Here is a 20,066-nt window from a genome sequence, read left to right on the forward strand (position 1 = left end):
ACGATTACTCTTATTATTGGCTATTGTTATTGCTGTCAAAATCGAAAATAAAGCATGCGTTTTTTCCAAGGATTTGCGATAATATGCGGCCGCGAATTTAGGTCGCAAAATAGAATCGACGTCTGAGAAGACGACACAAAGGTAGATGAATGAACGAAAAATTACAGAAAGTATTAGCGCGAGCAGGCCATGGCTCACGACGCGAGCTAGAAGCCTTAATTAAAGCGGGTCGTGTAAGTGTAAATGGTGTTGTGGCTAAGCTTGGTGAACGACTAGAAGACGAAAATGCCGTAGTACGTATTGACGGTCACACTGTTTCTGCGAAGGCGCAGGAAGAAGTTGTGTGCCGTGTGCTAGCTTACTACAAGCCGGAAGGTGAGCTGTGTACTCGTCATGATCCTGAAGGTCGTCGTACTGTATTTGACCGTCTACCAAAAATCCGTGGTTCGCGTTGGATCTCTGTTGGTCGCCTAGATGCGAATACGTCAGGCTTGCTGTTATTTACTACCGATGGTGAACTTGCTAACCGTCTCATGCATCCAAGTCGTCAGGTCGAGCGTGAGTACCTAGTGCGTGTATTTGGTGAGGTGGATGAGAAGAAAGTCCGTAACCTCGTCAGTGGTGTTGAGCTGGAAGATGGTTTAGCGCGCTTTGAAGATGTTGTTTACGCAGGTGGTGATGGTATGAACCACACTTTCTACGTTGTGATCAACGAAGGTCGTAACCGCGAAGTGCGTCGTTTGTGGGAATCTCAAGACTGTACGGTTAGCCGCCTGAAGCGTGTTCGTTACGGTGATATCTTCCTTGATAAGAAACTGCCTCGTGGCGGATGGATGGAGCTTGACCTCAAAGAGGTGAACTACTTACGTGAATTGGTAGAGCTGCGCCCTGAAAAAGAGACCATGCTTGACGAAAACAAAGCCAATACGTCACGTAAGCGTGAGCGTTCTCGTAGCCAGAAAATTCGTCGCGCAGTTAAGCGTCATGAAGAACGAATGAACAACGGTGGTGGACGTAGTAACAATCCAGCTCGCCGTAAACCGCGCAAAGGTGCGGGTGAGCAAGGTGCTCGTAATAAGCAGCGTTAGCGCTAATCAATCTATTTCAAAAAGCAGCCATACGGCTGCTTTTTTGTACCTCCAATCAGATAAATAGCGTACCTTTTAGAGCGATCACCGCGCTACCAGAAATCTTGATCCTCCCATTTCCCTCTCGTTTGATATCAAGATAATTATCGCTATTCAGCGTAAAAAGGGCGATGTCTATCGCCCTTGTGGATCATAGTGTTTGATTAAGTGCGAAATAACGCCCTTGTTTTTCAAGCAGCGCTTGATGGCTACCATGCTCGACAATCTGGCCTTGCTCAATTAGGCAAATGGCATCCATTCTGTGGAGATCCACTAAGCGGTGAGTAATGAAAACAACCGTTTTGTTTTCAAAGTGCTGCTCGAACAGTTTCATGATCTGTCGTTCTGTTTGCTTATCCAAACCTTCGGTAGGCTCGTCAAGTAATAGGATAGGGCCATTGTGTAGTAAAGCACGCGCAATACCGATACGGCGCTTTTCCCCACCGGACAGTTGGCGACCACCGTCACCTAACCATGTATCTAAACCTTGCTCATCCAATAACTTGTTTAGGCCGACTTTAGATAACGTTTCAGCTAACTGTTCATCGTTAGCATCTGGAGAAGCCATCAATAAATTATCACGCAAAGTACCGTTTAATATATCAACTCGCTGACTGACCACGCTGATGGCTTGGCGTAGCTGGCTTTCACTCCAATGACGAATGGATTGGCCCGCAATTTTAATGTCGCCTTGCTGGGTGTCCCAGTAGCGGTTCAGTAGCTGCATTAATGTCGATTTACCAGAACCGGTTTGGCCTACCACTGCGATGCGGTGCTTGGCAGGGATTTGCAGGCTAATGTCTTGAAGTGCATTTGAGTCGCCATCAGGATAACGGAAAGTGACATTCTCATACTCAATTGAATAGGTGTCGTCGTGCTGAGTGTTTTGGTCTGGGAACTGAACATCAGGCTCGGACAAGATGATGTCGTTTAATCGCCGTGCTGAAGTCAGTGTTTGACCCAAATGTTGAAAAGCGCCAGTAATTGGCATGAGAAGCTCGACACTGGCCATTGTAGCGAATACCACTAAGGCAACCATAGGATAAGGCATATTATCGCCCACTCCATCTGCCGCAAGCCATAGCATCAGAACAATTGTCCAACCGTTAGCCAGCATCAGCAATGCTTGTGCTAAACCTGCAAAGTGAGCATTAAAATACTGATTCTTCAGTAAGCGTTCTTGCACATTTAAAATCGCATTACGGTAACGTTCTTCCGCTCCAAACAGAGTGAGCTCGCTATAGCCTTGTAACCAATCCAATGTTGCGATACGCAGGTCGGATTTGTTCTGTGTCAGCTCTGCGCCATTGGTTTTACCTAATTTGTAGAACAGTACCGGCCAGATGAGCAGTAAAGCCATAAGAATGGCGCCAAGCGTTAAGCCGAGCTCCATGTCAAACCAGCAAATCAGAGCAGTTAAACCTAGGATGCCAAGTGTGCCTACGACCATAGGGCTGACAAGGCGCAGATAGACGTGGTCCATCGCGTCAATGTCGGCAACTAGGCGGTTGAGTAAGTCGGCATCACGTAGGTTTGATACTCGCCCCGGAATTAATGGTGCGAGTTTGGAAAAGAAGAAAATACGCAGATCGGTCAGTAGCTTGAAGGTAGCGTTATGGCTAACAACGCGCTCACCCCATCGACCAGCGGTACGTCCCATGGCAAAGCCGCGGACAAAAGCCCCTGGCAGCATGTAGTTGAAGGTTTCTCGGGCGATAGTTAACCCGGCCACTGCAGCTGCAGATAAGAACCAACCGGACAAAGTCAGTAAGCCAATAGAGGCAAATAGTGTCAGGAAGGCCAACAGCATTCCCAGAGATAGGCCGAACCAGTGCTTTTTATAAAGTTTTAGATAGGGAACTAAATCACGCATCGAGATTCCCCTTATTGGCTTGGTTCAGAGTATTATTAGCCTGAAGCATATTTTGGAATAACCCCTCTTGGCTAGAGAGTTCGTTGTAGTGACCACTTTGAATAATCGCACCGTTTTCCATGACCAGAATCTGTTCAACGTTCTGTAAAGGGCTGAGCTGGTGGGTGACCATCAGCGTTGTTTTACCTTCGATCTGACCAGCTAAACCCTGCATGACTAAGCGCTCACTACGCGCATCCAAGCTAGCGGTTGGTTCATCCAGAAGCCAGAATTTTCCGTCCTGTACCATCGCTCTTGCGAGTGCTAATCGTTGAGCTTGCCCAACGGAAAGGCCGCCAGAGCGGTCGGATACGGCGTAATCGAGGCCGTGTTGCTCAACAAATTCTGCGGAGAAAGACTCTTGTAATGCAGTTTGAATAGCGTCATCCGATACGTTGTCCTTGCCCAACGTGATGTTGTCACGGATAGAGCCATGCAATAGCAACGGGTTTTGGCCAACCCAGCTGATTTTTTCTCGCCAGTTTTCGAGATTCAGCTCTGTTCTTTCAATGCCATTGATGATGAGTGATCCCTGATATGGGAGAAATCCGAGTATCGCATTGATTAAGCTGGTTTTGCCGGCGCCACTTGGGCCAACTAAAGCTGTCGTTTGAGCCGTCGAGAGTTCAAAACTCACAGGACCAAGCAATTTAATGCCTTCTGGTGAGAACACCTCTAAATCTTTTGCTTGGATGGAAATAGCGTCATTCGCGCTGAGCGTTTTGTCACCTGAACGAACGGCACTGACATCAGTATCAAGGAACTCAACAATGCTTTCAGCAGCTCCAACCGCTTGTTGCTTAGCGTGATAGAAAGTACCTAAATCACGCAGTGGTTGATAAAACTCAGGAGCCAGCACCAGAATAAACAGGCCGGCCATCAAGGTTACCCCTGCACCATAGTCGCCAAAGTTAAGTTCACCGATAAAGGCGAAACCGAAGTAAACGGCGGTCAGTGCAATGGAAATAGAGGTAAAAAATTCCAGAACGGCGGAAGACAGAAATGCAATTTTCAGGACATCCATTGTGCGAGTTCGGAATACTTCAGAAGCCCCACGCATGACTTCCGTTTCTGCTTTGGTTCGGTCAAAAAGACGGATCGTCGTCATCGACTGTAAGCGGTCATAAAAGTGACCAGATAAACGCTGTAATGCTTTGAAGTTCTTGCGGTTGGCGTCGGCGGCTTTCATACCGACTAGGGCCATAAACATTGGCACTAATGGTGCGGTGAGCAAGAAGATAAGACCGGCTGCCCAGTTCACTGGGAAGACGACAATAAGTATCACGAAGGGAACAAGCACAGAGAGAGACATTTGAGGCAGATAACGCGCAAAGAAATCATGCATATCTTCTACTTGTTCAAGCAACAATGTTGCCCACGAACCAGCAGGTTTACCTTTGATATAAGCTGGGCCTAACTCTCTTAGCTTGTCGAGAATAAGCTGACGTATATAAACACGAATTTGCGCGCCGCAACGATAACCTGCGATCTCTCGGCCCCATGAACACAGCGCTCGAACACCAATGACGGCGGCTAAGCCAATGAAATAAGGCACAAGTTGATATTTGTCGACCTGTTCTATGATCAATTGATGCAGAATGGTGGCGAGCAAGGCTGCTTGAGCTAACAAAAATACGCTTGAAAGTACGCCGAGGCCAACAGCAATCATCAGCCAGCGTTTTGCTAACTTACTTTGCTGCTTGAGCCATTTATTCAAGCTGCGCTGTTTCTTTTTGTCCATCGTGAAGGCTTAATGATAATTATTATGCGAGTTGAGGTTCGCGATTATACAAAAGAAAGCCTCGTGGGAATACCGCGAGGCTTTAAGGATTTGAGTCAAAAATGAAAAATATTATTTACGGTCTGCTAGAGCATCCAGAAAACGTTCAGCATCAAGGGCTGCCATACAACCGGTTCCGGCTGAAGTGATTGCTTGGCGATAGTTGTGATCCATGACATCACCCGCAGCAAAGACGCCTGGGACGCTGGTTTGTGTCGCATTACCGTCAAGGCCAGATTGGACAAGAATATAGCCATCTTTCATCTCTAACTGACCTTCAAAAATGCCTGTATTGGGTTGATGGCCAATTGCGATGAAAGCACCCATCACTTCCAATTCTTCGATAGAGTCTGACTTGGTGTCTTTAATGCGAACGCCCGTCACACCCATGTCGTCGCCAGTGATTTCTTCCAAAGTGCGATCCGTATGGAGAATGATGTTGCCGCTTTCGACTTTGTCCATCAAGCGTTTAACCAAAATCTTTTCAGCACGGAAGCTGTCACGACGGTGAATCAGATGTACTTCTGAAGCAATGTTAGAGAGGTAAAGCGCTTCTTCAACAGCCGTGTTGCCGCCGCCAACCACCGCGACTTTTTGATTACGGTAGAAGAAACCATCACAGGTTGCACATGCTGATACGCCACGCCCTTTGAACGCTTCCTCGGATTCAAGGCCAAGGTACTTCGCTGAGGCACCAGTCGAGATAATCAAAGCATCACATGTATATTCACCACTGTCGCCTTTCAGACGAAAAGGGCGCTGGCTGAAGTCGACTTGGTTGATATGATCAAAAACGATCTCGGTTTCAAAACGCTCGGCATGTTCTTTCATACGTTCCATGAGAGCTGGCCCAGTCAAGCCTTCAGGATCACCCGGCCAGTTTTCAACTTCGGTTGTTGTCGTTAACTGACCACCTTGTTGCATACCAGTCACCAATACTGGGTTTAGATTTGCGCGCGCAGCGTATACTGCAGCAGTGTAGCCCGCAGGACCAGAACCAAGGATAAGTAACTTACTGTGTTTTACGTCGCTCATTTGTGCTCCATTAGCGGTGACGCTTATCAATTTCATTCGATTGTATGGAATAGTTTGGGGTATTGAAAGCGTTAGCAAGTCGTCGAAATGTAATAAATGGTTATAGATTAGAACGCAAACGATGACGCTTGCAACGACAAAAGAGCCCCTTAACTAATTGAGCTGAAAGATTTATATCGCTGTTAATAGATAAGTCATCTGAATTTTTGACTCGTTAAACTCTCAAAATGGTTCATTTAACTGTAATTAATTTTTTTGTTGGTGTTACATTCCAAATTATAGTTTTTGTTGGTTTTAACTGCTGATATTTGTTGATCTTGCAATATAAATGCGCAAATAATGGTTGTGAACAAGATGTTAACCAAAGATTCCCATATGAACACTCATTAAGGAGATGATGATGTTACATAACCGCGAAACAACTTTGCAGCTCACTCAGTTAAGTGACTCTGCTTTTGCACAGTTGGCGCCGTCTTTTACCAAGCTACCTAATACCGAGCATGCAGACGGTCAATACCGTTTGCGTCGTTACTCAGTCATCCAGTTTAAAGATGGTCAGGTTATTGATCTTCAGAAAAATGAGTTCATGCAAACCGATGATATCAACCGGTTTCAAGGCAATGTCGTGCGTCAATTTGAGCCTATTGAAGCGACGACCCTTCAAAGTGAAGGGATGCGCGAGATCTGTCAGCTGTTTGTCGATGCTAATAAGTTGATAGATGGTCAGGAAATTGAAATTCACCAAATGCGCATCTCTGCCATTTTTGATGAGACGCAGGTAGCTCCTGAAGGCGTGCATCAAGATGGCTTTGACCATATTGCACTTGTCGGAATGGGTCGCCATAACATCGAAGGTGGCGATGTGATGCTATACAGCAGTTTCAACGAAGCACCTTTTTTCCGCAAAGTGCTTCAAAACGGTGAAGTTGCCATGTTGGCCGACAATAAATTGTGGCATAACGCAACGCCAATTCGCTCTGTGATTGAGGGTGAAGAAGGGTATATGGACGTATTTGTACTAACCGCAAAGGAAGCCGTGAATGAACTTCACTCCTAACTTGGTACGCGCGCAGTTTCGTGCCTTACAGCAAAGTCACAATGACCTGCCGGTGATGTTTCTTGATGGCCCGGGTGGATCACAGGTGCCAAACAGTGTGCTAGAGGCGATGACCGCGTATCTGGGCTTTTTTAATTCGAATCTTGGTGGTCACTATTTTTCCAGTGCCCATACCACTGACTTGATGAAACAAGCGAGAGAATCTGCACAAGCGTTACTCAATGCAGAATCGAGCGATAACATCGTCTTTGGTGCCAACATGACCTCTTTGACGTTCCAGCTTAGCCGGGCAATTAGTCGCGGTTGGCGAGCAGGAGATGAAGTTATCGTTACCTCTCTCGATCACTACTCCAACGTGTCGAGTTGGCAGCAAGCGGCGGATGATAAGCAAGTGAAAGTCTATCAGGCTCGAGTGAATGAGCAAGACTGTTCACTAGACTTAGAGCATTTGCTATCGCTGATCACTCCTAAGACTAAACTTGTCGCGCTGACTTACGCATCTAATACCACAGGCTCAATTGTGGACGTGAAACGTGTAGTTGAAGCCGCACACAGTGTGGGAGCTATGGTATATGTCGATGCTGTACATTACGCTCCGCACCACTTGGTTGACGTACAACAGCTAGGTTGTGATTTCTTGGCTTGCTCTGCGTATAAATTCTTTGGCCCCCATGTTGGGATTGCATATATCGCGCCTAAGTGGTTACAGTCTTTACAGCCATACAAAGTCGAGCCTGCCACCAATACAGGTCCGGGTCGATTTGAGACGGGCACTCAGAACTTTGAAGGTCTTGCGGGGGTCATTGCCGCTGTCAAGTATCTGGCTCAATGGGGTAAGGATGGTGATGATCTTCGCCGCCGTTTGGTCGACTCTTTCCAACAGTTTAATCAACACGAGTCCGCGATCAGTGAACGTTTCCTTACACGTTTAGCAGAGCTAAAAGGAGTGAGGTTGTGGGGACGCAATGAAGCCAACAGTGAGTTGAGAACGCCAACTTTCGCACTGACCTTTGATGACCATTCCCCTGAGGAGATTGCTCAGAAGCTGGGTCAGCGTAATATCTGTGTTTGGAACGGACATTTTTATGCGCTTGGCTTGGCCCGTCAGCTCGATCTTGAAAAATCAGGTGGTGTGGTTCGAATTGGTTTCATGCACTACAACACATTAGAAGAAGTCGATGAATTGTTTGATGAGCTGAAACTTATCTTAGGACAATGAATAGCGAAAGACTTTTTCTGCTTTTAAGCTATAAATAAGGCCCTCACTGAGGGTCTTTTTTGATCGTGAAGGACTAATTCTTATTGAATAGACTATCGACATTGATATGTTAACAGTTATATTTCGGCTGAATATAAAACAGAAGCATATCGATTATGAAGAAAGTCTTAATTATGTTTGTCTTGCTGTTAGCCGGTTGTGCTCAGCAAAGTACGAATATACCTATTCAGCAAGATACTAACTGGACGTCAGGTCAGTTAGATAACGGGTTCAGATACCATATTTACCCAATTGATACAGAAGCAATATCTCTTCGGTTATTTGTCCATGTTGGCTCATTGGAAGAAACACCTGACCAACTCGGGTATGCACACTTTGTCGAGCATATGGCATTTAATGGTAGTGAAAATTTTACGCCAAATGAAGTCATTGAACTGATGGAGAAGACGGGAGCAAGCGGTCACGATGTTAACGCTTATACTTCGTACGAGGAAACAGTCTACACACTAAGTTTACCGAACCAAGATGAACTCGACAAAGCAATACTTTGGCTAAGAGACGTTGCAAATCGTGTGACATTCGCCCCTGAGGAGGTTGAGCGCGAGAAAGGAGTCGTTCTGGCAGAATATCGCCGAGGGGGGCCTGAGCATTTGTCTTTCAACGACAAGGCGTATGAAAATAGCGTGAAAGGGACACCTTATGAGGGAAAGGACGCGATTGGTACACCAGAGACTATCCAAAGCGCAACTTCTCAATCACTGAAAGCGTTTTATGACACTTGGTATCAGCCACAATCCAGTGAATTAATCATTGTCGGAGATATTAAGCGTGAAGATGCGAAAGGGTTAATCCAAAAAATGTTTGCAGACTGGCAGCCAACGAATGACTTACCACCACCTGTACGAGCAAAAGCTGCGATCAACAGAGGTGACTTTGTTACTCAAGTTAGTATTGATGAGCCATCGGTGGTAGGGATGACTTTCTATCTGGGGGAAAATTTGCTTCTCACAAGAAATGATCTTATCGAGTATTGGAAAGACAAAATTGTTGCTCGCTTGATATCACATCGATTAGATGCAGTATACACCGAACATGCTTTACCTTTACGCGGCTGGGATTCTAGTATTTATACGAGTGTGCAAGAGCGCGTATACGATGCGTCTATCTCATTCTCCCCTCAAGATCGAAATGCCGTTCAGCCTTTGTTTTTTGAAACTTTGGCGTCGCTCAGGGATCATGGTGTTAGTCAAGAAGAATTGAAGGTAGTTATGGCTGAATATAAAAGTAGTCGTGAACACGCGGACGATGAGTGGTTTCGGCGTGGAAGCGAAGACTTCGCTGAAGACAGAACAACCCAATTGGCGGAGGGAGAACCTTCTCAGTCATTAGCCGATTACAAGCGCAGTCTCGATCAACTGCTGCGTTTAGCGGATATTGACTACATCAATCAACATGTACGAAATATGCTATCTTCTTCATATGATATGTTCGTCGGTACTGACCCCGTGGAATCGATTGAGCAAGTGAAGCAAAGTCTGCCTGAGTGGAAAAGCATGTATGGAATGCCTGGTGTGGCCAGTAATCACATAAGTACGGATATGAATGGATTGGTTGAAGTGGAGTCAGAAAAGCCTTTACCTGATGCCATAGAACAAAACAATGGAGAGGTGACCTGGTTCTTGGATAATGGTATTGACGTACTATTTGACCCCGATAACGACACTGATTTTGCTCATATTGTTTATATGTCTTCGGGTGGGAAAGCCGTTCTGGAGCGAGATCTTGTACCAGCATCTCAATTACTCTTGGCAACCCTCATAAAGAGTGGTGTTGCTCAGTTTAATGGTACTCAGCTCAAAGCGTATATCCGCAAAAATGATATTGATGTTCAGAGTTACATTAATGGCACTGAACATGGTTTTGAAATCAGTGCTCCTAAAGACCAAGTTAATGAGGTACTCAAACTTCTTTATAACGTGATGGCATACCCTAAGTTTAGTGAACAGCAGATCGAAGTGTTAAAGCAGGAGTATGCGGATGAACTCATGTCTTATCTCAAATCTCCGCTCGGTCAATGGTATGACGCGATTGAAACGAATACCTTTGCTGCTCAAAGTGTGTATTTTCCTACTTATGCCCATGATTTTGAAAGCGTGACGGTCGATCAAGTGCAACAAGCTTATGACGAGCTATTTAGAAAGGCTCGCAATAGTAAGCTGGTGATTGTGGCTGGGGTTGAATCATCGCAGATTGCTTATGGTGTGAAGAACTATATTTCGACAATTCCTCTGGAAGCTGCGAAGATGCCGCCTTATCAAGTGCGTTATAATGCTCGTCCCGATAGCAAAATTAACCTAGCGATCAATAATGAGCAGAATAGCCGTTACAGACTGCGCTCTATTAATCAATCCGCAAGGGCTCAAGATGCAAAACTTACGTTGGTAGATAAGGTTGTTCAGCGTATTTTAGCCAGACGTCTAGATGCTTACGTACGTGAAGAGCTGAGCTTAGATTATGCCCCCGACAGTTACTTTTCTACTGACAATAATGAGCCGGCAACGGATTGGACTATTGAAGCTCAAGTTGCAGCAGAAGATCTACCTAAGGTAGAACAAGCCATTGATAAGGTCATTCAGAATCTGATCACTTCTGTGACCCAAGAGGAGCTAGCGATTGCGAAGGAGCAGTTGGATGTGTACCTTGAAGACACGATTAACTACCCCTCAGACGTTGCTTGGTTCCGTGCTTTAACTTTGGTGAATGATTTTGGTGAAGAAGCCTTCACTCAATCAAGAGAGGTAGCAAAAGCGATTACGTTAGATGACGTGCGAGTTCGTGCTATAGAGTCATTTGGTCAAGGTGCAGAGCATTACAAATACATACTTAGCCCGCTAGACCAATAAGTCGCCTTGTTACAAAAAGCCCTTTCATTTTTAATGAAAGGGCTTTTTTAATAGGAGTTAATGGGCCAGGTGTTATACGCTGACTTCAACTTCGTAAGACGTGAACTTGCGGATATTAATCACACCAGTATCAAAAATCATATATTGACCTTTAATACCCTGTAAAGTGCCTGCCACTTCAGGGTTCTTATCAAAGTTATGCGATGTGATTTTTGTCGGGTGCTGCAAAACAGGGTAGCTGATGGACGTGATATCAGCGTTGAGTATCTCAATCGCATCATCACCGAACTGATGTTTTATCTCAGCGATTTTGTCCTCAACCAACGGCAATAGCTCTGCAAACTTCTCTTCAAGTGGCATTGGCTCGCCATTTTCTTTGAGCAAAGTTCGCCAGTTGGTTTTATCTGCAATGTGTTTTGCCAACTCAATTTCAATCAGGCCTGAGATATGGCGAGTTTTCACTTTGAATATTGGAAGGCCTTGGGTGGCACCTTGATCAATCCAACGTGTCGGGATCTGTGTATGGCGAGTAATTCCGACTTTGAGGCTTGATGTATTCGAAAGATAGACGAAATGGTCAACCATGCAGTTATCTTCGCCCCATTGCGGCTCGCGACATGTGCCTTGATCATAGTGACACGTTTCCGGTTTCATAATGCACATATCGCAGCTCGCGAGCTTTTTCATGCACACGAAACAGTGGCCCTGTGAGTAGCTTTTTTTGGTTTTCTTACCACAAGAGCAACAAAAGATGTTACCGGTATGGTTTAGAGTTATTTTCTGGCCTATGAAAGGCTGAAGGTCGACGAGTTCATCACCGACTGGAAGATGATAGTGTACTTCACCATCTAAAGAAGCACGCATCTTACTTAGCGTACCTTTTGCGATTAAAGACATGACATTACTCATTTTATATTGACAGCTCTTATATGGGTAAATGTTGTATTTGAGCTGTTTAACTCAGCGGTTAGTGTAGCAGAGAATCGTTATCGACCATATTGCTACTTGGCTGATGTGGCTTTATGAAGATAAACGATATAGTTGGGGGTGAAGTCAGCCCGTTTCGATAGGCTATTCGGTGCCTTCAACTACGCTGTCTTCAATATTTAGTGGCTCTGCTTCGCTGGGATGAATCGGTTCTTTTGGCCCCAAGAATTTGGGCTTGGCTCGTGTGATGTAAAGATCCAATACGGCTTTGGCTCTGGCAAACACTTCTCGTAATCGGATCTGATAACCAGAATGTGCCGAAGGGCCGGGAACCGCAAAACATTTGGCATTGATATTATGGAAGTTGGCAATAAATAGCGCTCGCTCGCAATGAAACTTCTGAGTGATGATCAAAAAATTATCGGTATCAAAAATTTCCTTTGCTCGAACCACAGAGTCAAGAGTACGAAAGCCTGCGTAATCAAGGTATATATGATTCTCAGGCACTTCCGCTTTGAGCAAATCACGCTTCATTGTCCAAGGTTCATTATAAGACCGGTGGGCATTGTCGCCGCTTAACAGGAAGTTATCGACTTTCTCACTTTGGTATAGCTCGATCGCTGCACTAATGCGATTGGTATAGTAATCGTTAAGGATTTTTCCAAGATACTTACTGGTCCCCAAGACGACGGCGACATCAAAATTACCGACTTGCTCTGAACTAGTATAGAGCTGATCTTTGGTCTGATAGGAGACCCAGCGGTCTATCAAAAAGAGAGAGATAGCCGCGCAGATCAGCAAGAGAGGGATACAGCGAAGCCCCTTTAGCGCGTAGGCTAAATAATGATCAGAGGGTTTTGGTCTGTGAAAGAGTCTTCGCACTAAATTTGTCGATTCCGTTGTGCCCATGAACCAATTAATATAAAGCTGACAATAACAATAGAAAACATGATGCCAGCGTCCATATCACGTAATGTCCGAGCGAGGTAAGGGGTGGCTTTAACAATGATTAAGCCGTAACCAAAGGCGTTAATCAAGACAAATACGACGGTTCTGAGTACAAAGTTGTGGTTTCGCAGCGTTCTTCTGAGCAAAGTGTTGACTTCGCCACCAGCCATCACAAGAAAACAAGCGATCAGCGCTGTTGAAATTTCAGTTAGATAAGGTAAGAGATATTTTCCCGCTGGGGAAAGGAATTCAAAAATCATCATAAACAAAAAAGCCCCTATTAGTAGGGGCTGAGTCAATATAGTAATTAGAATGAAGTACGCTTGTAACGACGGTAAACCGGTTGCCAGAAGTGATTTTCAATCGCTTCTTCTAGTGCCTCGTCAGTAATTTCAAGCGCTACGCCCTGTGCAATCGCTTTCTTTGCTACTGCGAAAGCAATCTTCTTCGACACTGAGTGGATAGCTTCGAGAGGAGGCAGCAGCGCACCTTGACCATTAATCGCCAGCGGAGAACACGTAGCGAGAGCACGGCTGGATTCCATGAGCATTTCGTCAGTAACACGCTTTGCTTGTACAGCAAGTACGCCTAAGCCGATACCCGGGAAGATGTAGCTGTTATTACATTGTGCAATTGGGTAAGTTTTACCATCGTGTACGACTGGGTCAAATGGGCTGCCAGTGGCAACGAGAGCCTCACCGTTAGTCCAGCGAATAATGTCATGAGGCGTTGCTTCAACTCGACTGGTTGGGTTTGACAGAGGGAATACAATTGGGCGAGAACAGTGTTTGTGCATCTCTTTGATCACTTCTTCGCTGAACAAACCTGGAGCACCAGAAACTCCAATCAGAACGGTAGGCTTGGCATTGCGCATAACGTCGAGTAGTGAGTAGCCATTGCCTTCCGCTTCCCAGTCGCCGGTGTTACTGTGCTTTTGTACCAGACGCTGTTGGAAATCAAGTAGGTTTGGCATGCCTTCCTGTAGTAGGCCCCAACGATCCACCATGTAAACTTGTGAACGCGCTTGCTCGTCAGAAATCCCTTCCGATACCATTTGAGCGATGATAGCTTCTGCAATACCACAGCCCGCAGAGCCTGCACCAAGGAACGTCACGCGCTGTTCAGAAAGCTGCGTGCCCGCTGCCTGACAAGCTGCCAGTAGAGAGCCAACAGTGACAGCAGCCGTACCTTGAATATCATCATTGAAACAACAGATGCGATCTTTGTAACGTTCAAGCAAAGGCATTGCATTTTTCTGTGCGAAATCTTCAAATTGAATCAACGCATCTGGCCAGCGACGCTGCACCGCTTGAATAAACTCTTCGACGAATGCATCGTATTCAGAGCCAGTGATACGTGGATGACGCCAGCCCATATACATTGGGTCAGCAAGACGCTGAGGGTTATTCGTACCAACATCCAGTACAATAGGTAGTGTGTAAGCTGGGCTGATACCACCACAGGCGGTGTACAGTGCAAGTTTACCGATAGGGATACCCATACCACCGATGCCCTGATCACCTAAGCCAAGAATACGCTCACCATCGGTAACAACAATCACTTTTACGTTATGGTTTGAGGCGTTGTTAAGAAGATCATCAATGCGGTCACGGTTTGCATAAGAGACGAATAGACCACGACCACGACGATAGATATTTGAAAAGTTCTCACAGGCCGCACCTACCGTTGGTGTATAGATGATCGGCATCATTTCTGAAACGTGGTTCTGCACTAAGCGGTAGAATAAAGTTTCGTTGGTATCCTGAATGTTACGTAGGTAGATGTGTTTATCCATATCGCTTTCAAAGTTGCGATACTGTTGGTAAGCACGTTCCACTTGTTCCTGAATGGTTTCAGTTGTTTCTGGTAACAAACCTTCGAGATTGAAAGAAGCTCTTTCTTCTGCTGAGAATGCGCTGCCTTTATTGAGAAGAGGCGTACTAAGAAGCGCTGGACCAGCGAAAGGGATATATAAAGGGCGTTTATCGTTATTCATCACTTGCCTTGTCGTAGGGTCTTAAGGAACGGGAACCAGAAAATGATAGGGATTAGTGACCATATTGTAAACCGAATATTCATGCATTCTGGCACAGATTAGTTATATACTTTCCGCCTTTTCCACGATCTCGATGCTAACGATGTCCAGCCTACCTATAGATATTCTCAAACCCGACTTTCTGAACCTGCTTTCTACTCACCATATGATAGTAGAAGCCGAAACTGGCTCGGGCAAATCAACCCGATTACCGCTTTGGTCAGCAGAGAAGGGGAGAGTGCTGGTGATTGAACCGAGACGTATCGCTTGTACCTCGCTAGCGCAGTTTCTTGCGGAACAAAAAAAGGAGCCACTTGGTCGATCAGTTGGTTACTCAATCAAACTTGAAAACCGATGTGATGAAGAGACACAAATCGTCTTTGTCACCCCCGGAGTTGCACTGCGTTGGTATTCAGAAAATCGGTTGAGTGGCTATCAAACGATTATTATTGATGAGTTTCATGAGCGTCGTTGGGATACCGATTTGCTGGTTGCTCTGCTAAGAAAACTCGACCAGCACCGTTTGGTTATTACTTCAGCGACAATCGAAGGTGAGAAACTTGCCCGCTATGTGGGTGCTGAAAGATTGCAGGCCAAAGGACGTAATTTTGAAGTTGCAGTTGCCCATAGAGCGGGTGACTCTCGTCAGTTGCCCGATGGCCGAAACTTGGAACAAAAAGTCAAAACTGAGGTAGAGGCTCTACTCGATGTTGATGGCGATATTCTGGTTTTTTTGCCCGGACGAAAAGAGATAGCTCAGTGTCAAGGTGCGCTGTCACACATAAATGATGTGATTGTGGTTCCACTGCATGCCTCAGTTACTGAACAGCAAAGAGAAATTGCCTTAAACCAACAAAGCCTAAAGAAAGTCGTGCTTGCGACTAACGTGGCGGAAACCTCACTGACGATACCTAATGTCGTGGCGGTGATTGATTCCGGCTTAGAGCGCCGTACGGAACAGAGAAACGGTAAGACCACGCTGAGCTTGAAGCATATTTCTAAAGCCAGCGCTAGGCAGCGCAGTGGCCGCGCAGGTCGAGTTATGGATGGCGTGTGTATTCGTTTATATGGTGAGCATGCCGCTTTAGCGGATGTGACACCGCCAGAGCTTCATCGTGAAACATTGACTGAAGCAATGCTGGCATCGGCCTGTTGTGGTCAATCATTGGCGGATATAAATTTCTTGGAACCACTGCCTGACAAGTCATTTGAGCAGGCGATGACCATATTGAAAAACATGGGGACGATTGACGACTCCGGCCTTGCTACATCTCATGGTCAACGAATATACCCTTTACCTATAGACGCTCTGTATGCGGATCTGGTGACGCGTATGCCAACCCGAAAATTGCAGGAAGCTATGGTGGATCTTACGTCGGTTCTCGCTACCCCCGCGGCTTTGTATCGATTGTCGTCAAATACAGAAGCGTTAGAGCAACTCGATAAAGAAGAGCCATTGGGTTGTGATGCTGAGGTCGCGATTCGGACTTTGCGAGGTGAACGTCTACCGGGAGTGAACGTTGAATCGGATGTTCTGAAAGAAGCCAAAGCTTTGTCTGAACAGATGCGAGTGGTGTTCGAATTGCCGCAACTTGGCGTGGCATCTCGCTATGCACACCATGAATTGGTAGAGGCCATCGCTGCTTTGCATCCTGAGCTTTTGTTCGTTAGACGGGAAAAGCGCAAAGAGGCATTGGGCAACGGACATATGGAAGTCATACTAGGACGAGCGAGTCGGCTACCCAGTAATGTCGATGCAGCGCTGGTGTTGGATACTCACAGCCTACCAGGACGAGGCGTTAAGCAGACTTTAAACCTCGCAACCGTAGCTATGCCAGTCAATCTTGCACTGTTTGAAGCACTTGGAGTCGGAGAGTGGGTGGAAGGCGATGTAGTGAATGTTGATGATATCCCTCATGTCGAGCTCAATTTGATTTATGCAGGACGTAAGGTGGCTTCAAAGAAAACGCAAGCTGAGGGAGAGTTTGCGATCAAGCCACTGCTTGAAGCGGTAAAACGTGAGGAATTACTGCCCGGTTTTGCGAAACAGCGTCATCAGGAGATCGAACATTGGAAACTCTATCAAGCGCTAGATAAAATGCTTTCTCAGGCATACTATGAACCACTCACTTTTGATACTTGGTTTATAGAACAACTCGAAGCATTAGAACTGACAGATGCCTCGGAGCTGGAAATGTTCAGCGCTGACGATTTTCCTTTTGATGGAATACCTTATTGGGAATACGAAGATTTTGCAGCGACTTACCCATTTGAGCTTTTCATTGGTGATTTACAACTAAGTGTTGAATATCACCCGAAGAAGAAGCTGGTGTATGTGGTGTATAAATCTGGATTGAGAAAGGGAGACCCAAAACGTTGGGAACTGCCGCGATGGTCCGGTTGGCGAGTTCAATACAAGAAAGCGAGCCGAATCGTAGATATTAGATAGGGGAATAATTATCCAAACCGTAGGGATAAATTTGGTCTCTAAAATATTACGCAACAGATTGTGTATGTCTCGATTTTGTACATCTTTTGTTATTGGGTTGGTTTTGATATAGCTTTTTTCTCGAAAAAATGGGTATAAAAGACGATTGTTTTATATCCTATTGCTATATGACTAAGGATAGAGGATATTGAGAACACTGTGTTGCCTACCAGAGGAGGTTGATATGGAACATCAGGGCAAGACTAGTGTTGTTTTCGACTATACTTCTTTTCTTGGCGCATCGTGCAGCAAAAAGTGGACTTTCCTAGAAGCGATGAGTACGTTCGCCCCTATTTTCAGCCTTGTCTGGAAAAGTTCAATCAAAGAAGCAATCTCAGCCGAAGACCGCTTGTGGGATCAAGCGATGAAATCGCTCTCAGCAAGTCGTAGTGATGAGGCCAATATTCTCATACTGATGCAGATTGCTCGCAGTGAAGGTATTGAAGAGCTCAAGGTGGTTATGCCCTATGAGCTAGAGCAAGAACAAATTGAAAGCCTGGAAACTCGCTCAAATACCTCTATCGAAAGCGATCAGCAGGACGAACTGTTCATTACACTTTAAGGCCCTGTATCGGGCCTTATTCTCTTCAGAGAATCCTATATATCTCTCAATAACTTGCGTTAACTTGTTCTATACTTTCTAATCCAGAACGATGCCCATCTCTCATTATAGAGGATGCGTTCTTTCCCATAGACTGGCTTTATTTGTCTGTATTAAGAGAGGTATTCATGGAAGTAAAACTGCCTTATCTGCTTGCTCCTATATTCTTGGTTACATCTTTATCCGCTTTTGGACAAAACACGGCCCACGACCTTAATTATAACTTTCTGTACGCAGACTTGAGTGCAGGCTCGTTGGATGAGAATTTAGGGGTCAACAGCAATGTGACCTCTTTGGCCGTCGGTGGCAATATGCTTCTTGATGATCAGTTTCTCGCGACACTGGATTATGAAGCGAGGTTTATCCATCCGAAAGATACCACTACTGAGCGTTACACATTACTGCCTGGTGCAGCGTTCAGGTATTCGCTAGAGGATAAATGGGACTTGGTCGCAGGTGCTAAAGCAGGCTTTATATGGTCAACTCAAACGAATGACGTTACAGATGAGAAAATCTCGAGTGACAGTAAATTCATGTGGGGTGGCGATATAACCCTTAAATATGAATTGAGCAAACTTTGGGAACTGTCAGTCACTGGAGGAGTAAGGCGAAGTGATATCTTGGATGAAGATATCTTTAATATGCGTGGCGATTATCAAATCTCACCTAAGCTAATGCTTGGAGGTTTTTATACTCATCGCAATAACGGCTCGACAACGACTAACGAAGGTGGCGTGAGTCTACGATATTTACTTTAGGGCAGTAGTAATAGAAAGAGCCAGATGGCTCTTTCTATTAGAGAATAGGCTTACAAAACCGCTGCAATGGCTTTACACAGTGGCAGCATATTTGAGCGAGTCATACCGGCTACGCTGATACGGCCTGAACCCACGATGTAGATTCCGAACTCATCTTTAAGGCGAGCCACTTGATCTTTGGAAAGGCCAGAGAAGGAGAACATACCATTTTGACGCTCAATGAAGCTAAAGTCAGCGTCAACGCCTTGCTCTTTTAGAGTCGTGACAAACAGCTCGCGCATGTCTTGAATGCGGTCACGCATTTCTTTTACTTCCGCTTCCCACTCATTGCGCAGTTCAGCATTGTTAAGAATGTGCGTCACAACTGCGCTACCGTGTGCTGGTGGGTTAGAGTAGATAGAGCGAATGATGGCTTTCACCTGAGAGAATGCTGTATTTGCCGTCTGCTCTGATTCTGCAACTAAGGTAAACGCACCAACACGCTCATTGTAAAGACCAAAGTTTTTTGAGAACGAACTCGCGACTAAGATCTCCTTGTTGTACTTAGTGAAGACACGTAAACCAGCGGCATCTTCTTCAACGCCTTTAGCAAAACCTTGATAAGCAAAATCGAATAGAGGCAGAAGTTTTTTGTCCGCGACCAGTTTCGCTAATGTTTCCCACTCTTCAACTGTAGGATCAATACCTGTTGGGTTATGGCAACAGCCGTGAAGAAGGACGATGTCACCTTCAGACGCTTTTTCAAGGTCAGCGAGCATTGCCGCAAAATCTTTATCTTTTGTCTCAGCATTGTAGTAGCTGTACTGTGCAGTTTCGATCCCAGCGGCGGTGAATACACTGTTGTGGTTGGCCCAAGTAGGGTTGCTGATCCAGATCTTTACATTGCCAAGCTGACGCTTGATGAATTCACCTGCGACACGCAGAGCACCTGTACCGCCCGGCGCCTGTGCTGTCTTTGCCAGCTTGTGAGTTACAATGTTCGAGTCATCACCAAATAGCAGTTTTTGTACCGCTAGACCATACTCTGCAGTCCCTTCGATGGTCAGGTATGATTTGGTTTTTTCACTTTCAATCAGTGCGGCTTCGGCTTTCTTTACGGTCGCAAGAACAGGTGTTTCACCTTGTTCATTTTTGTAGATACCAACGCCGAGGTTAATTTTGTTTGCGCGAGAGTCTTTTTTAAACTCTTCCGTCAGTCCAAGGATAGGATCGGCAGGTGCAGCTACTACTTTTTCAAACATAATTGTCATCCATGTTAATCGAAGGGAGGATATAA

15 protein-coding genes are annotated in these 20,066 nt (G+C 45.5%); 7 read left to right on the forward strand and 8 right to left on the reverse strand.

Annotated elements, in window-relative coordinates; genetic code table 11:
- Positions 1–149 precede the first annotated feature (149 nt).
- Entirely contained in the window at positions 150–1,088 is a 939-nt protein-coding gene (gene rluB, locus L1D15_RS09435) for a 23S rRNA pseudouridine(2605) synthase RluB (RefSeq protein ID WP_239836613.1), read from the forward strand.
- Between the two features lie 190 nt (positions 1,089–1,278).
- On the opposite strand, the gene cydC is transcribed toward rluB, so the two are convergent.
- From cydC to trxB, 3 genes are all read right to left on the reverse strand, one after another.
- A complete protein-coding gene (cydC, locus tag L1D15_RS09440; RefSeq protein ID WP_239875415.1) occupies positions 1,279–3,000 on the reverse strand; it encodes a cysteine/glutathione ABC transporter ATP-binding protein/permease CydC in 1,722 nt (573 codons plus the stop codon).
- A complete protein-coding gene (cydD, locus tag L1D15_RS09445) occupies positions 2,993–4,780 on the reverse strand; it encodes a cysteine/glutathione ABC transporter permease/ATP-binding protein CydD (protein ID WP_239875416.1) in 1,788 nt (595 codons plus the stop codon). Before cydD ends, cydC begins: the two co-directional genes overlap by 8 nt.
- A gap of 111 nt (positions 4,781–4,891) precedes the next feature.
- The gene (gene trxB, locus L1D15_RS09450) at positions 4,892–5,854 is read right to left on the reverse strand and encodes a thioredoxin-disulfide reductase (RefSeq protein WP_239875417.1); all 963 of its coding nucleotides are present in this window, start codon (positions 5,852–5,854) and stop codon (positions 4,892–4,894) included.
- Between the two features lie 400 nt (positions 5,855–6,254).
- Between trxB and L1D15_RS09455 the strand changes: the two genes are divergently transcribed.
- The 3 genes from L1D15_RS09455 to L1D15_RS09465 all read left to right on the forward strand — a co-directional run bounded on the left by L1D15_RS09455 (position 6,255) and on the right by L1D15_RS09465 (position 11,033).
- Positions 6,255–6,911, forward strand: coding sequence for a 2OG-Fe dioxygenase family protein (locus tag L1D15_RS09455; RefSeq protein ID WP_239836902.1), 657 nt, complete (start codon positions 6,255–6,257; stop codon positions 6,909–6,911).
- On the forward strand, positions 6,895–8,130 hold the full coding sequence (locus tag L1D15_RS09460; RefSeq protein ID WP_239875418.1) for a cysteine desulfurase-like protein: 1,236 nt from the start codon (positions 6,895–6,897) through the stop codon (positions 8,128–8,130). The genes L1D15_RS09455 and L1D15_RS09460 overlap by 17 nt, the downstream gene beginning before the upstream one ends.
- A 155-nt stretch (positions 8,131–8,285) precedes the next feature.
- Positions 8,286–11,033, forward strand: a complete 2,748-nt coding sequence (locus tag L1D15_RS09465; RefSeq protein WP_239875419.1) for a M16 family metallopeptidase — start codon at positions 8,286–8,288, stop codon at positions 11,031–11,033.
- Positions 11,034–11,105: 72 nt separating this feature from the next.
- Here the strand turns inward: L1D15_RS09465 and L1D15_RS09470 are convergent, their stop codons facing one another.
- From L1D15_RS09470 to L1D15_RS09485, 4 genes are all read right to left on the reverse strand, one after another.
- Complete coding sequence (locus L1D15_RS09470; RefSeq protein ID WP_239868442.1) at positions 11,106–11,930, reverse strand: DUF2797 domain-containing protein; 825 nt, start codon at positions 11,928–11,930, stop codon at positions 11,106–11,108.
- A gap of 174 nt (positions 11,931–12,104) precedes the next feature.
- Positions 12,105–12,842: an ElyC/SanA/YdcF family protein gene (locus L1D15_RS09475; protein WP_239875420.1), complete on the reverse strand. Its 738-nt coding sequence runs from the start codon at positions 12,840–12,842 to the stop codon at positions 12,105–12,107.
- Complete coding sequence (locus tag L1D15_RS09480) at positions 12,842–13,171, reverse strand: DUF3392 domain-containing protein (RefSeq protein WP_239836604.1); 330 nt, start codon at positions 13,169–13,171, stop codon at positions 12,842–12,844. Before L1D15_RS09480 ends, L1D15_RS09475 begins: the two co-directional genes overlap by 1 nt.
- Before the next feature lie 44 nt (positions 13,172–13,215).
- Entirely contained in the window at positions 13,216–14,904 is a 1,689-nt protein-coding gene (locus L1D15_RS09485) for an NAD-dependent malic enzyme (protein WP_239868450.1), read from the reverse strand.
- A gap of 142 nt (positions 14,905–15,046) precedes the next feature.
- On the opposite strand from L1D15_RS09485, the gene L1D15_RS09490 reads away from it, so the two are divergent.
- The 3 genes from L1D15_RS09490 (at position 15,047) to L1D15_RS09500 (ending at position 18,790) form a co-directional block, all read left to right on the forward strand.
- A complete protein-coding gene (locus L1D15_RS09490) occupies positions 15,047–17,392 on the forward strand; it encodes a DEAD/DEAH box helicase (RefSeq protein ID WP_239875437.1) in 2,346 nt (781 codons plus the stop codon).
- Positions 17,393–17,615: 223 nt separating this feature from the next.
- Positions 17,616–17,993, forward strand: coding sequence for a transporter (locus L1D15_RS09495; RefSeq protein WP_239875421.1), 378 nt, complete (start codon positions 17,616–17,618; stop codon positions 17,991–17,993).
- A gap of 167 nt (positions 17,994–18,160) precedes the next feature.
- A complete protein-coding gene (locus L1D15_RS09500) occupies positions 18,161–18,790 on the forward strand; it encodes a transporter (RefSeq protein WP_239836601.1) in 630 nt (209 codons plus the stop codon).
- Positions 18,791–18,840: 50 nt separating this feature from the next.
- Here the strand turns inward: L1D15_RS09500 and L1D15_RS09505 are convergent, their stop codons facing one another.
- Positions 18,841–20,031: an amino acid aminotransferase gene (locus tag L1D15_RS09505; RefSeq protein ID WP_239875422.1), complete on the reverse strand. Its 1,191-nt coding sequence runs from the start codon at positions 20,029–20,031 to the stop codon at positions 18,841–18,843.
- Between the last annotated feature and the right edge of the window lie 35 nt (positions 20,032–20,066).

The sequence above is a fragment of the Vibrio sp. Isolate25 genome (assembly GCF_022398025.1).
GTDB lineage: Bacteria > Pseudomonadota > Gammaproteobacteria > Enterobacterales > Vibrionaceae > Vibrio > Vibrio coralliilyticus_A.

What these genes read in the sequence shown, in the direction of transcription:
- rluB (WP_239836613.1), top strand. Translation starts at nt 150, where the DNA reads ATGAACGAAAAATTACAGAAAGTATTAGCGCGAGCAGGCCATGGCTCA.
- cydC (WP_239875415.1), bottom strand. Translation starts at nt 3,000, where the DNA reads ATGCGTGATTTAGTTCCCTATCTAAAACTTTATAAAAAGCACTGGTTC.
- cydD (WP_239875416.1), bottom strand. Translation starts at nt 4,780, where the DNA reads ATGGACAAAAAGAAACAGCGCAGCTTGAATAAATGGCTCAAGCAGCAA.
- trxB (WP_239875417.1), bottom strand. Translation starts at nt 5,854, where the DNA reads ATGAGCGACGTAAAACACAGTAAGTTACTTATCCTTGGTTCTGGTCCT.
- L1D15_RS09455 (WP_239836902.1), top strand. Translation starts at nt 6,255, where the DNA reads ATGTTACATAACCGCGAAACAACTTTGCAGCTCACTCAGTTAAGTGAC.
- L1D15_RS09460 (WP_239875418.1), top strand. Translation starts at nt 6,895, where the DNA reads ATGAACTTCACTCCTAACTTGGTACGCGCGCAGTTTCGTGCCTTACAG.
- L1D15_RS09465 (WP_239875419.1), top strand. Translation starts at nt 8,286, where the DNA reads ATGAAGAAAGTCTTAATTATGTTTGTCTTGCTGTTAGCCGGTTGTGCT.
- L1D15_RS09470 (WP_239868442.1), bottom strand. Translation starts at nt 11,930, where the DNA reads ATGTCTTTAATCGCAAAAGGTACGCTAAGTAAGATGCGTGCTTCTTTA.
- L1D15_RS09480 (WP_239836604.1), bottom strand. Translation starts at nt 13,171, where the DNA reads ATGATGATTTTTGAATTCCTTTCCCCAGCGGGAAAATATCTCTTACCT.
- L1D15_RS09485 (WP_239868450.1), bottom strand. Translation starts at nt 14,904, where the DNA reads ATGAATAACGATAAACGCCCTTTATATATCCCTTTCGCTGGTCCAGCG.
- L1D15_RS09490 (WP_239875437.1), top strand. Translation starts at nt 15,047, where the DNA reads ATGTCCAGCCTACCTATAGATATTCTCAAACCCGACTTTCTGAACCTG.
- L1D15_RS09495 (WP_239875421.1), top strand. Translation starts at nt 17,616, where the DNA reads ATGGAACATCAGGGCAAGACTAGTGTTGTTTTCGACTATACTTCTTTT.
- L1D15_RS09500 (WP_239836601.1), top strand. Translation starts at nt 18,161, where the DNA reads ATGGAAGTAAAACTGCCTTATCTGCTTGCTCCTATATTCTTGGTTACA.
- L1D15_RS09505 (WP_239875422.1), bottom strand. Translation starts at nt 20,031, where the DNA reads ATGTTTGAAAAAGTAGTAGCTGCACCTGCCGATCCTATCCTTGGACTG.